The sequence below is a fragment of the Kluyvera sp. genome (assembly GCF_965301105.1).
The window spans coordinates 20,088-37,612 of record NZ_CBDKZX010000023.1; the positions used below are offsets into that span (position 1 = coordinate 20,088).

Genomic DNA, 17,525 nt, shown 5'->3' on the forward strand with positions numbered 1-17,525 from the left:
GTGCGGCTGTGACAGACGCCGCAATTAAGCAGATTGCGTTGGCAGAAGTGTGTCGCAGGTAATAGTTCTTTCATATATTCCTGTGAACGGCCTTGTTTAAAGAAACACAAATGCAACAATAACATCACATTTTCATTGCAGAGATGACGTATGGCAGCGGTAAAAGGCGGTGAGACGTATCATGACTGGCTGGCGAAGATTAATCAGGTCTGCGGGCATTTTGCCGCACGTCCGCTGGAAGGCGACTTCCACGGCGAGATTGATACCAGCTATGCGGGCAGCCTGAAGCTCAGTACCGTCACCACCCGCAACGTCAATCTGTATCGCACGCGTCAGGAGATCCGCGGCGGCAATGATGCCTGGTTCTATACCGTTTTTCAGCTTTCCGGCGAAGCCAGCATTGAGCAGGACGATCGTCAGGTGTGCCTGCAAAGCGGCGACATGACGCTGATTGATGCTTCACGTCCCTGTTCTATTCTCTGGCAGCAAACCTCGCGTCAGGTCTCGCTGTTGCTGCCTCGCCAACTGCTGGAAAACCAGCTGCGCGGCAGCGGAATTCGCGTCGCCACCCGTCTGGATAAATCGCTACCGATGGTGCAGCTCAGCCAACGTCTGCTGCATGAAAGCATGAGCAGCCCGCAACTTTCGGCCAGCGAAAGCGAAGCGGCGCTCGATGCGATGGTCTGCCTGCTGCGTCCGATGCTGCATCAACAGGATGTCCAGCCCTCGCGGCGAGAGAAGCAATATCAAAAAATCATGCGCTTGATCGACGATGCTATCCAGGAAGAACATCTGCGTCCTGAATGGCTGGCCAGCGAAACCGGGATGTCGGTTCGTAGTCTGTACCGGCTGTTTGCTGATAAAGGTCTGGTGGTGGCGCAATATATAAAAAATCGCCGTTTAGATTTATGCGCCCAGGCGCTGCTGAGCGCGCACGACGATGAAAAGCTGGCGGGAATTGGCTACCGCTGGGGGTTCAGCGACCACAGCCACTTCTCCACCGCCTTCAAACAGCGGTTTGGCATGTCGCCGGGAGAGTATCGTAAACGCGGCCGCTGAGGTCAGCGCAATCAGTTATCTTCGACCAGTTGCGCCACGTCACTGCTGTTAATTTCTCGCGCGTTGCCGTCCTGATCGGTATAGCTGGTCATACCGGTCTCTTTATCCAGCTGCGGCTTGCCGTGCGTCACAATCGTTTGTCCGCTTTTGGTGGTCATCACGTAGTTAGTGGTGCAACCCGCCAGCGCCAGAACCATCAGGCCCGCACACAGCGCATATAAAGATTTTTTCATGGTTTCTCCGTTCATTCTTCTACCCACCGTGGGGTTAAGTGGGTGCATTGTATGCCCGATGGCGCAAAATGAAATAAACCGGATGTAACAGAAGATAAATTAGCAGGATACGGGAGACGTCGACCGTCTCCCGTTAAAGGTTACAGCGCGATACGAATCACATCATCCGGGGCGGTCGCCTCTTTCTGACGAGTAGATTCCTGCTTCACGCTCACAAACAGCGTTTTGCCATCGGCAGACAGCGCCAGGCTGTTCGGGAAGGTCGGGGTCTGAATGGTTTTGGTCACCTTGTAATCTTTGGCGTCGATAACCGTCACGGTGCCCGCTTTGCGCTGGGTAACATAGACTTCATTACGCGTCGGGTTAAACAGCACCGCCAGCCCTTCTTTGGTATCCACCTTCGACAACACTTTGCCATCTTTCAGGTTCACCACCAGCAGTTCCGGCTGTTTCGAGTCGGTAATAAAGGCGCGCTGACCGGCGGTATCCAGGCTCAGGTTGATGTAGAAGTGTTCTTTGCCATCGTCCTGCAATTTCTGACGATTGACGATTTTGTTGCTCGCGGTATCAATGGTCACCAGCTCGCCGTCGGCGTTCGTCACGTACAGGCGCTGTTTCTCCGCATCAACCGCCAGCCCGGTGCCGAAGCTGCCGGTGCCTTCGATTGTGGTTTTCAGCGCGATTTTATCGCCATCAACCACCCATACCGCGCTGCCCTCTTTCCCAACACCGGTGATATACACGGTGTTGGTTTTCTCATTCACCGCCAGCTGACGTGGCTGCAGCGGTTTCACCGTTTCGCTACGCTGACGGCCATCAAGCACCAGACGCCCTTTCACGTCACCGCTTTTCGCATCAATGGCGGTGACAGCACCGTTGATGGTGTTGCCAAACCACAGCGTCTGGGTCTGCGAGTTCAGAGTGGCACCAAACGGTTTAAGATCGTTATGGATCGTTTGGGTCACTTCCAGCGTAGTCGGGTCCAGGCGGTACACCACCCCACCTTTATCCGTTTTACGGCTTTGTGAGGTGGCTAGCCACAGCGCATTTTCCTGCTGGCTGTAGGCCATTTCATATGCCCCTTTACCGACCGCTTTACGCAGCATTTCCTCTGCGGCCTGCGCGCTAAAGCTTCCCGCCAGCAGTAAGGCACTCAACAACAGAGAACGGCGCAGGCGCGGTGCGGACAATTGACGTAATGACATGACGACTCCCTTTGATGAACTTAATTGTTACTGCTCACATGGCTTCAGCCTTCGCAGCGTCATGGCGCTACGTTTTGTAGATGCGAATAGTAATCATTAATTTATACAAAGTGGAGCTTTTCTTTCTACCGTGCGGCAAAAAGTTTCTATTTCATCACCTGAAATTAACCATTTATGCTGCTAAAGTTTTCAATATATTTACAAAAGTATTACTCTATTCAGAGTCTGTTCCATTTGGTACATTTTGCGAGTTTTTCATGAAAATCATTTCTGTGCGCTCAGCGACGCTGCCTGTGCTGCTGTTGCCGCTTGCTTTCTCCCCCTTTTCCTGGGCCGCTGACGAACAAACGTTAATTGTGACCGCCACGCCTCAAACCGTCTCTGAGCTGGATACGCCGGCCGCGGTCAGCGTGGTTGACGGCGAGGATATGCGCCACGCCACGCCGCGCGTTAACCTGTCAGAATCGCTCGGCGCCGTGCCGGGTTTACAAATTCAGAACCGGCAGAACTACGCCCAGGATCTCCAGCTGTCGATTCGCGGCTTTGGTTCACGCTCCACCTACGGTGTGCGCGGTATTCGCATGTACGTTGACGGCATCCCGGCGACCATGCCAGACGGTCAGGGGCAAACGTCAAACATCGATATTGGTAGCGTCGATCATATTGACGTGCTACGCGGCCCCTTCTCCGCGCTATACGGCAACTCATCCGGCGGCGTAGTCAACGTCACCACCGAAAGCGGCAAACAGCCCACCACGCTGGAAGCCAGCAGCTATTACGGTAGCTATGGCACCTGGCATTACGGTATGAAAGCGACGGGCGCCGTCGGCGACGGTAGTCACGCGGGGGATGTCGATTACACCGTGTCGACGAATCGATTCATCACCCGTGGTTATCGCGACCACAGCGCGGCGCGCAAAAACCTCGCCAACGCCAAACTGGGTGTACGCATCAACGATGTCAGCAAGCTGACCCTGCTGTTTAACAGTGTCGATATTAAGGCCAACGATCCCGGTGGGCTGGACTACAACGAACTGCACCAGAATCGCGAGCAGTCGCCGCGTGGTGACCAGTACAACATGCGCAAAAGCGTAAAACAGACCCAGGCAGGCCTGCGCTACGAGCGTCAGCTCAGTGAACAGGACGATTTAAGCGTCATGATGTACGCTGGTGAACGTCAAACCACGCAGTATCAGTCGATTCCACGTGCCCCGCAGCTTAAACCCACCCATGCGGGCGGCGTGATCGACCTCGATCGTCACTATCAGGGCATCGATACCCGCTGGACGCACCGCGGCGAACTGCTGGTTCCGGTCAGCTTCACCACCGGCCTGAACTACGAGAACATGAGCGAGAAGCGTCGCGGTTACGAAAACTTCGTGATGAATGGCACCACGCCGGAATACGGTGAGAAAGGTAATCTGCGTCGCAATGAACGCAACCTGATGTGGAACGTCGATCCCTACCTGCAAACCCAGTGGCAGTTAACCGATAAACTCAGTCTTGATGCAGGCGTGCGCTACAGCTCAGTGTGGTTTGACTCCAACGACCACTACATCACCGCGACAAATGGCGACGATAGCGGCGACGCCAGCTATCACAAATGGCTACCTGCGGGATCGTTGAAGTACGCGGTCACCGATGCGTGGAACGTCTATCTCTCCGCCGGACGCGGCTTTGAGACCCCGACGATTAACGAGCTTTCCTACCGTTCGGACGATCGCGGCGGACTGAACTTTGGATTACAACCTTCGACCAACGAAACGGTGGAAATTGGCAGCAAAACGCGTATTGGCAACGGTTTGCTGACGGCAGCGCTGTTCCAGACAGATACCGATAACGAAATTGTCGTCGACAGCAGCAGCGGCGGACGTACCAGCTACAAAAACGCCGGTAAAACACGTCGCCAGGGGGCGGAGTTGTCGCTGGATCAGCAATTCGCTGAAAACTGGCGCGCCAAAGCGGCCTGGACCTGGCTTGACGCGACCTATCGTACCAACGTTTGTGATGACTCCAATTGTAATGGCAATCGCATTCCCGGGATTGCGCGCAATATGGGCTTTGCCTCTCTGGGCTATGAACCGGAGAACGGCTGGTATGCGGGTGCCGACGTGCGCTATATGAGCGATATTATGGCCAACGATGAAAACACCGCCCGCGCGCCATCGTGGACGGTTGTCGGATTGAACACCGGCTACAAGTTCGATATCGGCAACTGGAATCTGGATGTGTTTGGCCGGGTCGATAACCTTTTCGACCGCCAATATGTCGGCTCCGTTATCGTCAACGAGTCGAATGGTCGTTATTACGAACCGGCTCCTGGGCGTAACTACGGCGTTGGCGTGAATGTCGCCTGGCGTTTTGAGTAAAGCGCGTGAACGTTTCCGGGGAAACCCGGAAACGTATTTGCAGATTAATGGCTAGGGCAATACTGGCGCTGTAAAAAATGCGCTGATTCATCAACAATCTGGCACATTGCCGTATGGCTGGCCATCGAGTCTTTTTTCTCCAGCGCCATCAGCAGGCGCTGATATAAATTGGTTTGCTGAAACGGTTCTACTGAATTTAAATATAAATAGTGGAAACTTGGCCCTACCCGAACCCATAATTGTTCGATCATAATCATTAAAGTGGGCATTTCCGCGTATTCATATATTCGAAAACGAAACTGGTAATTGCTCTGCAGCATGCGGGTGATATCACCAGAGGCTTTTGCTTCATGCAGTAACGCCAACAGATGATGGAGTTCCTGCATTTTTTGTGCGGTCATATTCCCGGAGGCCGCTGCGGCCGCCATTCCTTCGAGATTTTTTCGTATCTGGGTTATTTCCTGATAGCTGGAATCGGTTAGCACCGGAACCATAAATGCCTGCGCCGGTGCGGCCTGCAATGCCCCCAAGGAGACCAGCCGCAGCAGCGCCTCGCGAACGGGTGTAATGCTGATCCCTTGATTCGCGGCTATTTCACGCGTCACGAGTCGGGCACCGGGTTTTAATGCGCCAATGATAAGTGCGTTCTTGATATTATTCTCAACCTGCTGTGTCAGGCTCATACGTTGTGCTTTAGCAAAATCCAGCATATTTATTATAACCCCACGGTTAATTGGCCCAGAGCCTATAATAATTAATAGCTGGCGTTTCCTGTTTTGTGCAAAAAACACAATATATATTTTTCACATGTTGCAGACGTGAAATTAAAAGCGATTGAGAGCGCTTCGCCAAATGACGCATTAATACGTCATTAGCGAAATAATCACGAGAGTGGAAGATTCAAACGAACAACCAGATAAACACATGTATGACCGCTATCGTTAATAAAGCGGCAGTCGTTCGGCGGCCCCAGCTCCAGACAGTCGCCAGCCTGCATACGATGCCCGGTCTCCCCTTCCATGAAGAGCAATTCCCCTTGCTGCACCCAGATCAGCTGACGCGCCATCGCGTAAGCCGAAGCCGGCATCGGGATATCGCTACCTGCGGGAAGCTCAATTTGTACTAAATCGACAGGCAACTCACCGCGCGGCGAAACATGACGCCGCAGATAGTGGCTTTGTGGATCGTGCCACACGGGCTGGTCCGCGAAACGCAGCAGTTTCCCCTCCTGAATCTCGGCGCGGGCAATCAAGGTTGACATGCTGATGCCGAACGCGCCGGAAAGCCGCGCCAGCAGCGTCGCCGTGGGGCTGCTTTCACCGCGCTCAATTTTGTGAATCATCGCCCGAGATACGCCAGCGCGCTCGGCTAACTCACTCAGCGACCAGCTTCGCGATTCGCGCTCAATACGAATTCTTGCGCCGATCCGTTGATTTAAGTTGTCTTCAATAGTATTCATATCGTTATACTATAGTGAACAACACACAGGGTGCAACCATGCCTATTCGTTTTGCGACCAAAGAAGACTGCGCCGCGATTGCGGCCATCTATAATCACGCCGTGCTGCATACCGCGGCCATCTGGAACGATAAAACCGTCGATACCGACAACCGCATTGCCTGGTTTGAAGCGCGTCAGCTTGGGCACTTTCCCGTATTGGTCAGCGAAGAAAACGGCGTGGTGACGGGCTATGCCTCCTACGGTGACTGGCGCGCGTTCGATGGATTCCGCCATACCGTCGAACACTCCGTTTACGTCCATCCGGACCATCAGGGTAAGGGGCTGGGCCATATTCTGCTCGCCGCGCTGATTGAAGAAGCGAAGCGGCGCGGTAAGCACGTAATGGTCGCAGGCATCGAGTCGCAAAACCATGCCTCCCTGCATTTGCACGAAAAGCACGGTTTTGTCACCACCGGGCAAATGCCGCAGGTGGGCACCAAATTTGGCCGCTGGCTGGACCTCACCTTTATGCAACTTCAGTTGGATAATCGTCGCGATCCGGACGGTAAAGCATGAATCAATCCCTCACGTTGACGTTTCTGGTTGCCGCCGGCATCGGCCTGGTTATCCAGAACACGCTGATGGTGCGGATCACCCAATCGGCCTCGACGATTCTGGTGGCGATGCTGCTCAATTCACTGGTTGGTATTGTGCTATTCGTCAGTATTCTGCTGATCAAACACGGGCTGGCGGGCGTAAACGAACTCATCTCCACCGTTAAGTGGTGGACGCTGCTTCCCGGTCTGTTGGGTTCGTTCTTCGTCTTTGCCAGCATCAGCGGCTATCAGTACGTGGGCGCGGCAACCACGATTGCCGTGCTGGTCGCCAGCCAGCTTATCGGCGGTCTGGTGATGGACGTGATGCGCAGCCATGGTGTGCCCTGGCGAGCGCTGGTGGGGCCGGTGTGCGGCGCGGTGATGTTGATTGTCGGGGCGTGGCTGGTGGCGAGGAGGCAGTTCTGAATCAGCGCCGCCTCCCCGCGCTGCGCCTGGCCGGGGCTCAGCCCGGCCAGAGCGGTTTACAGGATTGTTCCACCCTGAGTGAGCTGCTCTTTACGTGACTCTTCCTGCTCGCGCAGATGCTGCCCGTGATGGGAAATCGTCACGCGCAGGCGCTGCTGCTGGGTAAAACGATCTTCACGACTCAGCTCTGCATCGTCGCTTAGCGCCACCAGCAGCTCATTCATGTGCGTAATCACGCTCTCTTCAATCGCCGCGTCAACGCGCGCGATGACCTCATCCAGATGTGACATACCTGCTCCTTAATTGATTTTCACTTTCGAGAAATCGCTGCCCATCAGGCTTACGCTGTAGCCGGTTACGTTGCTACGCGTGGCATAGAACGTTTTGCCGTTCGCCAACGCAATCCACGGCGCCTGCTGGTAGTAAATCTCTTGCGCCTGCTCGTAGAGCGCGGCACGTTTCGCCGGGTCGCTCACCACCAGCGCTTTTTTCACCAGGCCATCATACTCTTTATTACACCAGCGCGCGGCGTTAGAGCCCGTTTTAATGCTATCGCATCCGAGCAGCGTATTGGCGAAGTTATCCGGATCGCCGTTGTCCGACATCCAGCCGTACAGCGCGCTGCCATGTTCGCCTTTGCGGATACCGGAGAGGTACTCCCCCCACTCATAGGTCACAATTTTGGCCTTCACGCCCACTTTGGCCCAATCGTTCTGGATCATTTCCGCGATCCGGCGCGAGTTCGGGTTGTAAGGGCGCTGCACCGGCATTGACCACAGCGTCACATCAACCCCCTTCTCTAACCCGGCCTGTTTCAGCAACGCTTTCGCTTTTTCAGGATCGTAGCTGTAATCTTTCAGATCTTTATTAAAGCCCATCATGTTTGGCGGGATCGGTGATTTTGCCACCGTGCCGGAGCCCATAAATACCGCATTGACGATCGCCTGCTTGTCGGTAGCGTAGTTCAGCGCCTGGCGGACCAGCACATTATCGAACGGCTTTTTCTCGGTATTAAACGCCAGATAGCCAACGTTCAGGGCTTCGACCGCATGCAACGCCAGATCGTGATTGTTTTTAATCACATCAAACTGTACCGGCGACGGCGCAGGGATAATCTGGCATTCGTTGGTTTGCAGCTTGGCCAGACGCGTCTCGACGTTCGGGGTGATGGCGAAGATCAGGTGCTTCGTCGGCACCGCGCCGTCCCAGTAGTTCGGGTTCGCAAGGTAGCGAATCTGCGAGTCAGCCTTATATTGCTGTAACACGTACGGTCCGGTACCAATCGGCCAGTTATCCACGTTTTCCGGCGTGCCTTTTTTCATCATCGCATCGGCGTACTCCGCCGACAGGATAGACGCAAAATCCATCCCCCAGTCGGCCAGGAATGCGGCGTTCGGTTCACTCAAAACAAACTGCACGTGATAGTCATCGAGCTTTTTCACCGACTTAATCAGCTTAGCGAGACCCACGTCGTTGAAATATTCGTAGTTGCCTTGCGAAACCTTATGGTACGGATGATCGCTATCTTTCTGTCGTAGTACGGAGAAAATCACGTCATCAGCGTTAAAGTCGCGAGTCGGCGTAAAGAATTTATTGCTGTTGAACTTCACGCCCTGACGCAGCGTAAAGGTATAAGTCAGCCCATCCGGGGAAATCGTCCAGTCGGTAGCCAGCGAGGGAATCGGTGTATTTTTCACCGGGTCAAAGTTGATCAGCCGGTTATACAGCGTTTGCGAACTGGCGACGAACGTCGGGCCTGAGCTGGCGATTTGCGGGTTAAAGGACTCCGGCGAGGCTTCGGAGCAGTAGACGAGTGTGTCGTTGTTCGCCGCCCAGGCGGCGCTTGCCGGTAACAACGCGCTGAGCGCCAGCGCGAGGAGCGTTTTCCCTGTGGTCATGGTTATAAGCCTTTCGATTTTATTATATTAACGGCTTAATAACAGCACAGCCCCGGATAACTGGCAAATAACCAATTTGTCTCAGGTTATGCTGAATAACCTTAATTTGTTGGTTTCTTCATCGGCGATTCCTCAGGTTTGACTTAAGTCCAGCGATTCAATGCCGCGAGAATTACCCGATTTACCCCTCTCTTTCGCCGTTTGTTGCATTTTGCTTTGCGTAAAGTAATGCCGTGAAGAAGTCTATGGGACAGGAACGTGGCAAAAACTCTTTTACGCAGCGGAAGTCTTGATGACTTTCAGGCCGTGGGCGGCGGCGGGCAAACCGTATTTCATTCCGCGCTTCAGGTGCGCGAAACCCTGCGTTTACGAAAGCAAAACGCGCTGGTCGACTGCCTGGCGATACCGCAGTTAAATGATGAAGGCGACCGGGTGGACTGGTATTCGCCCATTGATGGTACGGCGATGAGCTGGAAAGCGGCGGATGAAACCTCACGCACGCGGGCGCTGCACTATTTAGAAGGTTTGCAGGAGAGCGCACGCACGCTCAGCAAAAAATGCCTGCAATCCGACAAAACCGCACAACAACTGTTCGGCGCCCTGCTGGATAAATCGCTGCAATTTCCTGGTGAAAATCACCTGTTCCTCGTCGACGGTAAGCCGGTTATCAGCTTCTGGGGCTTTGTGAACCTCAACGAAGGCGCACGTGAAGACGTATTCGACTGTCTGCGCTACGTTGAACCGGAACAACCACAAGCGCCGACCATTGACGAAGTGCCTCTCGTAGAAGAACCCGAACCCGCCGTGGTGACGTTTAGCGAAGCCGATGCGCCGCTGATTTCAGCGAATGAACCGTTGATTAACGCCTACACGCTGCCGGTGGAGGAGCCTGAAGAACCGCAGGTACCCGCCGAACCGATGATACCGATGACGGTCGCCAGAACGCGCCGTCCGCGCTGGCTATGGGGCCTGCCGATTGCCGCCGCTGTTGCCGCCGTAGCGATTGCGGTTCCCATGATGATCCCGACCACTCAGGCTGAGTCCGAGCCCGTCGTTCAGACTGCCGACGCGCCAGCCCTCCCGCAAGCGCCCGCCATGCCGGTACTGATTACCGACCTGCCGTTGCATCAGGCCAGTGTGAAAGCGGAACCGGTGGTGAAAGAAGAAGAAAAACCGGTGGTGATTGCCGTTATTCCAAAAGATGCGCTGGTGATGGATGCCGACCAAATGCGCGCAGGCACCACGCGCTTCCTCAACGGCAACTGGCGGGCACAGATGGATATCAGCGACGCGCATACCGGTAAAGCGCCAAGCCTGCGCTACCAGATTCAGAACAATAAAGGCGCCGTGCGCCTCGTGCGAGAAGGCAATATCGTCTGTAAAGCCGCGGTCTTTTCTGGCCTGCATCAAAACGGCGAGCTGATGATCAAAAGCCGCGGCAACGCCCAGTGCAGCGACGGCGCCCGCTACCCGCTGCCGGAAATCAGCTGTAAACCCGGCAACAGCAACGTGGCTGTGTGCACCGCCCGCTTTGACGCCAGAACGGTGGTACCGCTGACCTTTAAGAAGACGGGAGCGTAACCTATGCTGGTCACTCTTTGCGATTACAAACAGAGCGTCACATTAATTGCCAACAGCGGCGTGCAGTTTCTCGACTTTGGCCTTAGCCCGCAGGAGTCGCTGCAAAACGGTCGTTTCGTGCGAAAAACCGCTAACGGCCCGCTGCTACGTCTGGACTATGACGTCGTCAATCAGCGCTACACGCTGCCCGGTGAAGCCGGACGCGCGCCCGAGGTGGTGAAACCGGAATCGACCCTGGCCCTGCACCACTCACTCACGCTGTTAGACGGCATCTGGCTGCCGCTGCCGTTCCTGCGTTTTAACCCGCCGCGCACCTTCGTTGAAGGACCGGACAACTGGGCGCGCGTGCAGATTCGTCGCCTGGCGGAACCGGACAACGCGGGCAATACGCACCGCGTGACGTTAGCGTTTGATAGCCAGATCAGCGACGATGACGCCAACGGCCTGTCGCCCGTCGCCAGCGATCTGCTCAACGGTACCCGCTTTGCGCTGGCGTGGCGCGACAATGAAATCAGCGACTTCCTCGATCAAACATGGATTGACGGCTGGCTGCGTGAAGTTTTCCAGCAGACCGTTGCCACTCATGAATCCCGAAGCGAACGCGATGTGGCACAGGCGCTGCGCAGTTTTGAATATCAGGGCCACTGGCTGAATATTCTGGCGCTGCTGGGCGAACAATTGACGGTGCCGGAAATTAAAATCGTCACCGCCACGCTGAGCACCCCGGCCATCCCGGTAGATTTGATCCTCGACGTGGGTAACACCCATACCTGTGGCGTCATTATCGAAGATCACGGCGACGCGAACGACGGTTTACGCCAGACCGCCGAGCTGCAAGTGCGCTCATTAAGCGAACCGCAATATCTGAATGAACCGCTGTTCACCAGCCGCGTCGAGTTCTCGGAATCACGGTTTGGCAAGCAGCATTTCTCGGTGGAAAGCGGCCGCGAAGACGCGTTTATCTGGCCATCGCTGGTGCGTGTGGGTGATGAAGCCCGTAAGCTGGCGATGCAGCGTTTAGGTACGGAAGGCTACAGCGGTATCTCCAGCCCACGCCGCTATTTGTGGGATGAGACACCGACCGTGCAGGACTGGCGCTTTAGCCAGATGAATGGCAAGACCCAGCGCGAACCGTTGGCCACCGCCTTCCCGCTGATGAACCTGATGAACGACGAAGGCCAGCCGCTGTTTACCCTACCGCCAGACGAGCGGATGCCGGTCTTCTCGCCTCAGTACAGCCGCAGCACCCTGATGACCCATATGCTGTGCGAACTGCTGGCACAGGCGTTGGGGCAGATTAACAGCGTCGCCACCCGCCTTCGCCTGGGCTTCCCCGCCTCACCGCGCCAGCTGCGTACGCTGATCCTCACGCTACCGTCGGCCATGCCAAAGCAGGAACGCGAAATTTTCCGCCGCCGGATGTTTGAAGCTATCGCGCTGGTGTGGAAAGCGATGGGTTGGCACCCGCAGGATGATGATTTTGCCCCTGTCCGCGTGCAGGAAAAAAGCGTCGTGCCCATCCCGAAAATTCATATGGAGTGGGATGAAGCCAGCTGCGGCCAGCTGGTGTGGCTTTACAACGAAGCGATTTCCCATTTCTCCGGGCAGACCGAAGCGCTGTTTGCAGCGATGGCGCGGCCGGACCGCCAGCCGGAGCCAGGCATCGCGCCGGGCCGCGCGCTGCGCATCGCCTCGCTCGATCTCGGCGGCGGCACGACAGACATGGCTATCGCCCAGTATCAACTGGACGACGGTATTGGCGGCAACGTCAAAATCACCCCACAGCTGCTGTTCCGCGAAGGATTTAAAATTGCCGGGGATGATGTCCTGCTGGATATTATTCAGCGCTGCGTGCTGCCCGCGCTGCAAACCCAGCTGCAAAAATCCGGCGTCGCTGACGCACAGGCGCTGATGGCCACGCTGTTTGGCGACTCCGGCAGGCTGGATACTCAGGCCGTGCTGCGCCAGCAAACCACGCTGCAACTCTTTATGCCCATCGGCCACGCCATTCTGGCGGCGTGGGAACAGAGCGACCCGCAGGATCCGCTCGCTGGATTACATGCCACCTTCGGTGAACTGCTGAACCAGGCGCCGACGCGTAACGTAATGAACTACGTCGGCCAGGCCGTAGAGCACGCCTTGCCTTCCGGTAGCGCGCCGTTCGACCTGCTGGCCGTACCGCTGGAAGTGACCTTCAGCCGATTGCAGGAAGCCATGCTCGCCGGTGAGTTTACCCTCGCCGGTCCGCTGCACGCGCTCTGCGAGGCAATCTCACACTATGCCTGCGACGTGCTGCTGATTACCGGGCGGCCCGGCTGCCTGCCGGGCATACAGGCGCTGATCCGCTACCTTCAGCCAGTGCCGGTCAACCGGATGGTCTGGCTGGATAAATATCATGTCCATGAATGGTATCCGTTCAGCCAACAGGGGCGTATCGGCAATCCGAAATCCACCGCCGCTGTGGGAGCGATGCTGTGCAGCCTGGCGCTGGACCTACGCCTGCCGCACTTCAACTTTAAAGCCGCCGATATTGGCGCGTACTCCACCGTGCGCTATCTGGGGGTACTGGATAAAACCGTCAACACGCTGCGCGATGAAAATATCTGGTACCACGATCTCGATCTCGACAAACCCGGCGCCAGGCTGGATGCCCGCCTGCACTTCCCGCTGCGCGGCAATGTAACCCTCGGCTTCCGCCAACTGGCGAACACCCGCTGGCCCGCGACGCCGCTGTATACGTTGAGCATCAACTCGCCAGAACTGGCGAAAGCCATCGCCGGAGACGGCGTGCTGCAGGTTCGCCTGAAGCTTGAAGGCGGTAGCCGACACGAAGCGCCGCTGTCGTTTGTATTGAGCGACGCCTGGCTTCAGGACGGCACGCCGGTTTCGCCAGATGCCCTGACCCTGAAACTCAATACCCTGGCTGACCGTCGCCATAGCGGCAGCCACTACTGGATCGACAGCGGGAGCGTATTCCTCAAATGACCACGATAGCCGCAGTAATCGACTGGCTCGCTGCCGCCCGTCAGGAGCATCCGTTACTGGATGATGACGCCAACGCACTGCTGATTCGACTGCTGGCGCTCGACGCCCAGCAGAAAGCGCGTCAGGACACTCGCGCCCAGCCCGCCAGCATCGCGCTGTTTGGCCATTCACAGGCCTCTAAAGCCCACCTGCTGCGCACCCTGTGCGGCAGCGGCGATGGCCGTCTGACGGTGCAAACCGGCAGCAAAACGCTGGACTACTTCAGCCATATCAATCCCGGTCACAGCCTCACGCAAATGGCGGTTCGCTTTAGCCGCGAGCAGCCTACGCCGGACGACGCCTTCCCACTGCGGCTGGTACTGATAAGTGAAGCTGAGCTGGTACAGCTGTTTATCGCCCATGCCTGGCAGCGCGGCGATATTCGCCCACCGGATAGCCACCTTATCGCCTCCCGCCTGCGCGGTTGGCAGAACCTACGCCAGCCGCAGCCGGTGCCGGGCCTGACAGCGGCGGAAGTGGCCAGCGTGGCCCGCTTCTGGCGCGATACGCTACCGACGGCGTACCAGACGATCGATGACGATCTGTGGTACCAGTTCGCGCATCTCCTGCCGTCGTTGGATCTCACCGCGCGCGCTCGGGCGTGGTCGCTACTGTGGGGTGAACAACAGGAACTCACCCAGCAATGGTTGACGCTGGCACATACCCTGCACCAGGCGGGCAACCGCCGGGAAGTAATGGCGCCGCTGAGTTTATTGGTGGATGCGTTTACCCTGCCGATGGATGCGTTCCTGACGCCGGGCGTTGAGAGCGATGACGCGGTACTGGTGCATCCGCTCACCGACGATGGTTATCAGAATGCGGTCAGCATACCGGTTGCCACCCTGGCGCTGCTAACCGTTGAACTGGTGCTGAACGCGGAACAAGGCGTGCTCGACAATGTGGACATTATTGATATTCCCGTGCCGTCGCTCACCCCTGACACCCCGCTGTGGGCCAGTAAATGTCGCTGGCTGCTGGAAAACTATCGTCAGCATCGGCAACCGGATATCCTGCTGGTGTGTAACGCTACCACCCAGCGCGCGGCGATTCCGTCTACCGCCAGGGCGTTACTGCGTTGGGTAAACGACACCCAACCCACGCAGGAGAATAAACTGCCGGGGCTGGTGTGGGCCATTACGCCGGAAGACGATCGTTTTGTACATAAGCGTCACTTTGACGAGGCGATTCAACAGCTGGTTGGTAAACCAGGCCAACATTGGGGAACGCTGCAAGCGCTGGATCACAGCAGCCTGCAACGGTTGATGGAATGGCTGTCGCAGGCCACACAGCCTGAACTGCGCCAGCGCCGTTTTGCCGCCATGGCAAACACCCTTCAACAGCAGTTGATCACCCTGTGCCAGCCGCTGCTCGCGTCGACAAGCCATGACGCCACGCAGGCGGAAACGATGATTCGTGAACTGCAAACGCACGCTTCGCGCCACGGCGAGCTGCTGGAGAGTCTGCTTCCCGCTCTGCCCGCGTTCGAGGCGTTGTGCCAGGTTCAGCAGCAGCGTGAAGAAAAAGCCAGCGGGTTGTTTAATGAATCCGTCGACCTGTTCGCCGCTCCGGAAGCCGTCAGTCAGACTACGCCGACGTATCAGGATCGGGGATCACAGGTTTATGCCCTGTGGTGTAAACATTTGCGCCAGTGGAGTCGCCAGCCGCACCCGCAGCTCACATCAGCCACTCAACAGCAGCTGGTACTTGCGCTGATGACCGCCAGCCAACGACAAGGGCTGGCGCAACAGTTACGCCACGCAAGCGCAGAACAGCAGGCTGGCGCGGCGCAGCTGCGGGCGATCATCGCGAACTTTATTCACTGGCTGGGCTACGCTGAACAGCCCATCAGCCAGCGCCCCGCCAGCCGTATCGCCAAAGGCAGCGCGGTTTTCGCCCACGATGCGCCAACCTCCAGCGCACGCCTGACTCAGCTTGGCGAACAGCCGGTACACGCCGCCACACGCTACGTGTACGACTGGCTGGTCGCGCTGTATGCCCGCAGCACGGAATCGGGCGAGACAGTGAACCTCCTCCAACTCAGCGATAGCAGCCAGCGCGAGCTGCGGGCGCGACTCGCGTAACCCTCGGCGGCACAAGGATGTGAACCGCTTTCAAAAGCTGAAAAAAAGCGTGCGAAATCCGTATCATGGATATTCAGCACGCTTGCGCCTCTCTACACTCAGAGCGTTACCCGAGCCCAGAAGAGGTTTCCATGACCATCACCTGTACCCTGTTGATTAACGGCGAAGCGTGCGCCGCGCAAGGCAATGCGACCTTTACACGCCTGAATCCCGTCAACGACGCCGTTGCCAGTACCGCTCCAGCAGCGGGTCTCATTGATGCCACACACGCCGCAGACGCCGCTGCCGCCGCGTTTCCCGCCTGGCGTGACACCACACCCGGCGAGCGACGTCGCCTGCTGCTTGCCGCTGCAGATGAGCTTGAACAACGCCGCGAGCAGTTTATTGCCACCATGAATGCTGAAACCGGTGCGACAGCGCACTGGGCAGAGTTTAACGTCCACCTCGGCGCGGAGATCCTGCGTGAAGCTGCAGCGCTCACCACGCAGATTGAGGGCCAGGTGATCCCGTCCAATATTGCGGGCAATCTGGCGATGGCGACACGTCAGGGGGCTGGCGTGGTGTTAGGGATGGCGCCGTGGAACGCGCCGATTATCCTTGCGGTTCGCGCCATTGCCACCCCGCTTGCCTGCGGCAATACGGTGATCCTCAAAGGTTCTGAACTTTCTCCGGCGACACAGGGGCTGATTATTGATGCGCTGGCGGCAGCCGGATTCCCTGCGGGCGTGGTGAACTATCTGACCTGCGCGCCGCAGGATGCCCCGGCTTTTGTCGAAACGCTGATTGCTCATCCAGGTGTCAGACGGGTGAACTTCACCGGATCCACGCCGGTGGGAAGGATCATCGCCCAAACCTGCGCGAAGTATCTGAAACCAGTGGTGCTGGAGTTAGGCGGTAAAGCGCCCTTGCTGGTGCTGGACGATGCCGATATTACCCAGGCCGCCGCTGGCGCGACTTTCGGCGCGTTTGCTAACGCCGGGCAAATCTGCATGTCCACCGAACGTATTATCGTTGAGGACCGCATTGCCGAAGCGTTTATCAGCGCACTGGTGAAGCGTGTTAACGCGCTACCGGACGGGCTGTTAGGTTCAGTGGTCGAGATGAAAACCGTTGAGCGCTGCAATGCATTGATTGACGATGCGTTGGCCAAAGGCGCGACGCTGCTGACCGGCGGCAAGGCCCACTCTACGCAGATGTCAGCAACGCTGCTCGATGGCGTAACGCCTGCGATGCGTATCTGGCACGAAGAGTCATTTGGCCCGGTGAAAGCGGTGATCCGCGCCCGTGACGAGCAGGAGGCGGTGCGTATCGCCAATGACAGCGCCTACGGTCTGTCGTCGGCGGTGTACAGCCGCGATACCGCCCGCGCGTGGAACGTGGCGCAAAATCTGCAAACCGGGATCTGCCACATCAATGGCCCCACGGTGCACGACGAGGCGCAAATGCCCTTCGGCGGCACCAAAGACTCCGGGTATGGGCGCTTTGGCGGTCGTGCGGGAATTCATGAATTTACCGAGCTACGCTGGGTAACGATGCAGACGCAGCCGAGAACGCTGCCGTTTTAAGCCGTCCTGCCAGGAATCAGGCCGGATAAAGCGTTAACGCTATATCCG

14 protein-coding genes are annotated in these 17,525 nt (G+C 57.0%); 8 read left to right on the plus strand and 6 right to left on the minus strand.

Annotation, left to right across the window (positions count from 1 at the left end; translation table 11 throughout):
* Positions 1 to 150 precede the first annotated feature (150 nt).
* Complete coding sequence (gene feaR / locus ACW14G_RS10795; RefSeq protein ID WP_163449590.1) at positions 151 to 1,059, plus strand: transcriptional regulator FeaR; 909 nt, start codon at positions 151 to 153, stop codon at positions 1,057 to 1,059.
* Positions 1,060 to 1,070: 11 nt separating this feature from the next.
* Here the strand turns inward: feaR and ACW14G_RS10800 are convergent, their stop codons facing one another.
* Positions 1,071 to 1,292 carry a YgdI/YgdR family lipoprotein gene (locus ACW14G_RS10800; RefSeq protein ID WP_163449589.1) on the minus strand — a complete coding sequence of 74 codons (222 nt, stop codon included), beginning with the start codon at positions 1,290 to 1,292 and terminating at the stop codon, positions 1,071 to 1,073.
* 140 nt (positions 1,293 to 1,432) lie between these two features.
* A complete protein-coding gene (gene yncE, locus ACW14G_RS10805; RefSeq protein WP_167575887.1) occupies positions 1,433 to 2,497 on the minus strand; it encodes a 7-bladed beta-propeller protein YncE in 1,065 nt (354 codons plus the stop codon).
* 257 nt (positions 2,498 to 2,754) lie between these two features.
* Between yncE and pqqU the strand changes: the two genes are divergently transcribed.
* The gene (gene pqqU, locus ACW14G_RS10810; protein WP_419058682.1) at positions 2,755 to 4,866 is read left to right on the plus strand and encodes a TonB-dependent receptor PqqU; all 2,112 of its coding nucleotides are present in this window, start codon (positions 2,755 to 2,757) and stop codon (positions 4,864 to 4,866) included.
* A gap of 44 nt (positions 4,867 to 4,910) precedes the next feature.
* On the opposite strand, the gene ACW14G_RS10815 is transcribed toward pqqU, so the two are convergent.
* Together ACW14G_RS10815 and ACW14G_RS10820 are read right to left on the minus strand one after the other, a co-directional pair.
* Positions 4,911 to 5,576 carry a GntR family transcriptional regulator gene (locus ACW14G_RS10815; RefSeq protein ID WP_167575889.1) on the minus strand — a complete coding sequence of 222 codons (666 nt, stop codon included), beginning with the start codon at positions 5,574 to 5,576 and terminating at the stop codon, positions 4,911 to 4,913.
* Between the two features lie 173 nt (positions 5,577 to 5,749).
* The gene (locus ACW14G_RS10820; protein ID WP_163449539.1) at positions 5,750 to 6,325 is read right to left on the minus strand and encodes a helix-turn-helix domain-containing protein; all 576 of its coding nucleotides are present in this window, start codon (positions 6,323 to 6,325) and stop codon (positions 5,750 to 5,752) included.
* A gap of 38 nt (positions 6,326 to 6,363) precedes the next feature.
* Here ACW14G_RS10820 and ACW14G_RS10825 point away from each other — a divergent pair, with 38 nt between their 5' ends.
* Positions 6,364 to 6,882, plus strand: coding sequence for a GNAT family N-acetyltransferase (locus ACW14G_RS10825; protein ID WP_163449540.1), 519 nt, complete (start codon positions 6,364 to 6,366; stop codon positions 6,880 to 6,882).
* On the plus strand, positions 6,879 to 7,328 hold the full coding sequence (locus ACW14G_RS10830) for a DMT family transporter (RefSeq protein ID WP_163449541.1): 450 nt from the start codon (positions 6,879 to 6,881) through the stop codon (positions 7,326 to 7,328). The genes ACW14G_RS10825 and ACW14G_RS10830 overlap by 4 nt, the downstream gene beginning before the upstream one ends.
* Before the next feature lie 56 nt (positions 7,329 to 7,384).
* On the opposite strand, the gene ACW14G_RS10835 is transcribed toward ACW14G_RS10830, so the two are convergent.
* Together ACW14G_RS10835 and ACW14G_RS10840 are read right to left on the minus strand one after the other, a co-directional pair.
* Positions 7,385 to 7,618, minus strand: coding sequence for a DUF2526 family protein (locus ACW14G_RS10835; RefSeq protein WP_163449542.1), 234 nt, complete (start codon positions 7,616 to 7,618; stop codon positions 7,385 to 7,387).
* Between the two features lie 9 nt (positions 7,619 to 7,627).
* Positions 7,628 to 9,226: an ABC transporter substrate-binding protein gene (locus tag ACW14G_RS10840; protein WP_249021844.1), complete on the minus strand. Its 1,599-nt coding sequence runs from the start codon at positions 9,224 to 9,226 to the stop codon at positions 7,628 to 7,630.
* A 258-nt stretch (positions 9,227 to 9,484) separates the two neighbouring features.
* Between ACW14G_RS10840 and ACW14G_RS10845 the strand changes: the two genes are divergently transcribed.
* The 4 genes from ACW14G_RS10845 (at position 9,485) to ACW14G_RS10860 (ending at position 17,477) form a co-directional block, all read left to right on the plus strand.
* On the plus strand, positions 9,485 to 10,807 hold the full coding sequence (locus ACW14G_RS10845) for an SrfA family protein (protein ID WP_249021845.1): 1,323 nt from the start codon (positions 9,485 to 9,487) through the stop codon (positions 10,805 to 10,807).
* A gap of 3 nt (positions 10,808 to 10,810) precedes the next feature.
* Positions 10,811 to 13,792: a virulence factor SrfB gene (locus tag ACW14G_RS10850; protein ID WP_249021846.1), complete on the plus strand. Its 2,982-nt coding sequence runs from the start codon at positions 10,811 to 10,813 to the stop codon at positions 13,790 to 13,792.
* The gene (locus ACW14G_RS10855) at positions 13,789 to 15,912 is read left to right on the plus strand and encodes a virulence factor SrfC family protein (RefSeq protein WP_249021847.1); all 2,124 of its coding nucleotides are present in this window, start codon (positions 13,789 to 13,791) and stop codon (positions 15,910 to 15,912) included. The genes ACW14G_RS10850 and ACW14G_RS10855 overlap by 4 nt, the downstream gene beginning before the upstream one ends.
* Positions 15,913 to 16,043: 131 nt before the next feature.
* Positions 16,044 to 17,477: an aldehyde dehydrogenase gene (locus tag ACW14G_RS10860; RefSeq protein ID WP_249021848.1), complete on the plus strand. Its 1,434-nt coding sequence runs from the start codon at positions 16,044 to 16,046 to the stop codon at positions 17,475 to 17,477.
* Positions 17,478 to 17,525 lie beyond the last annotated feature (48 nt).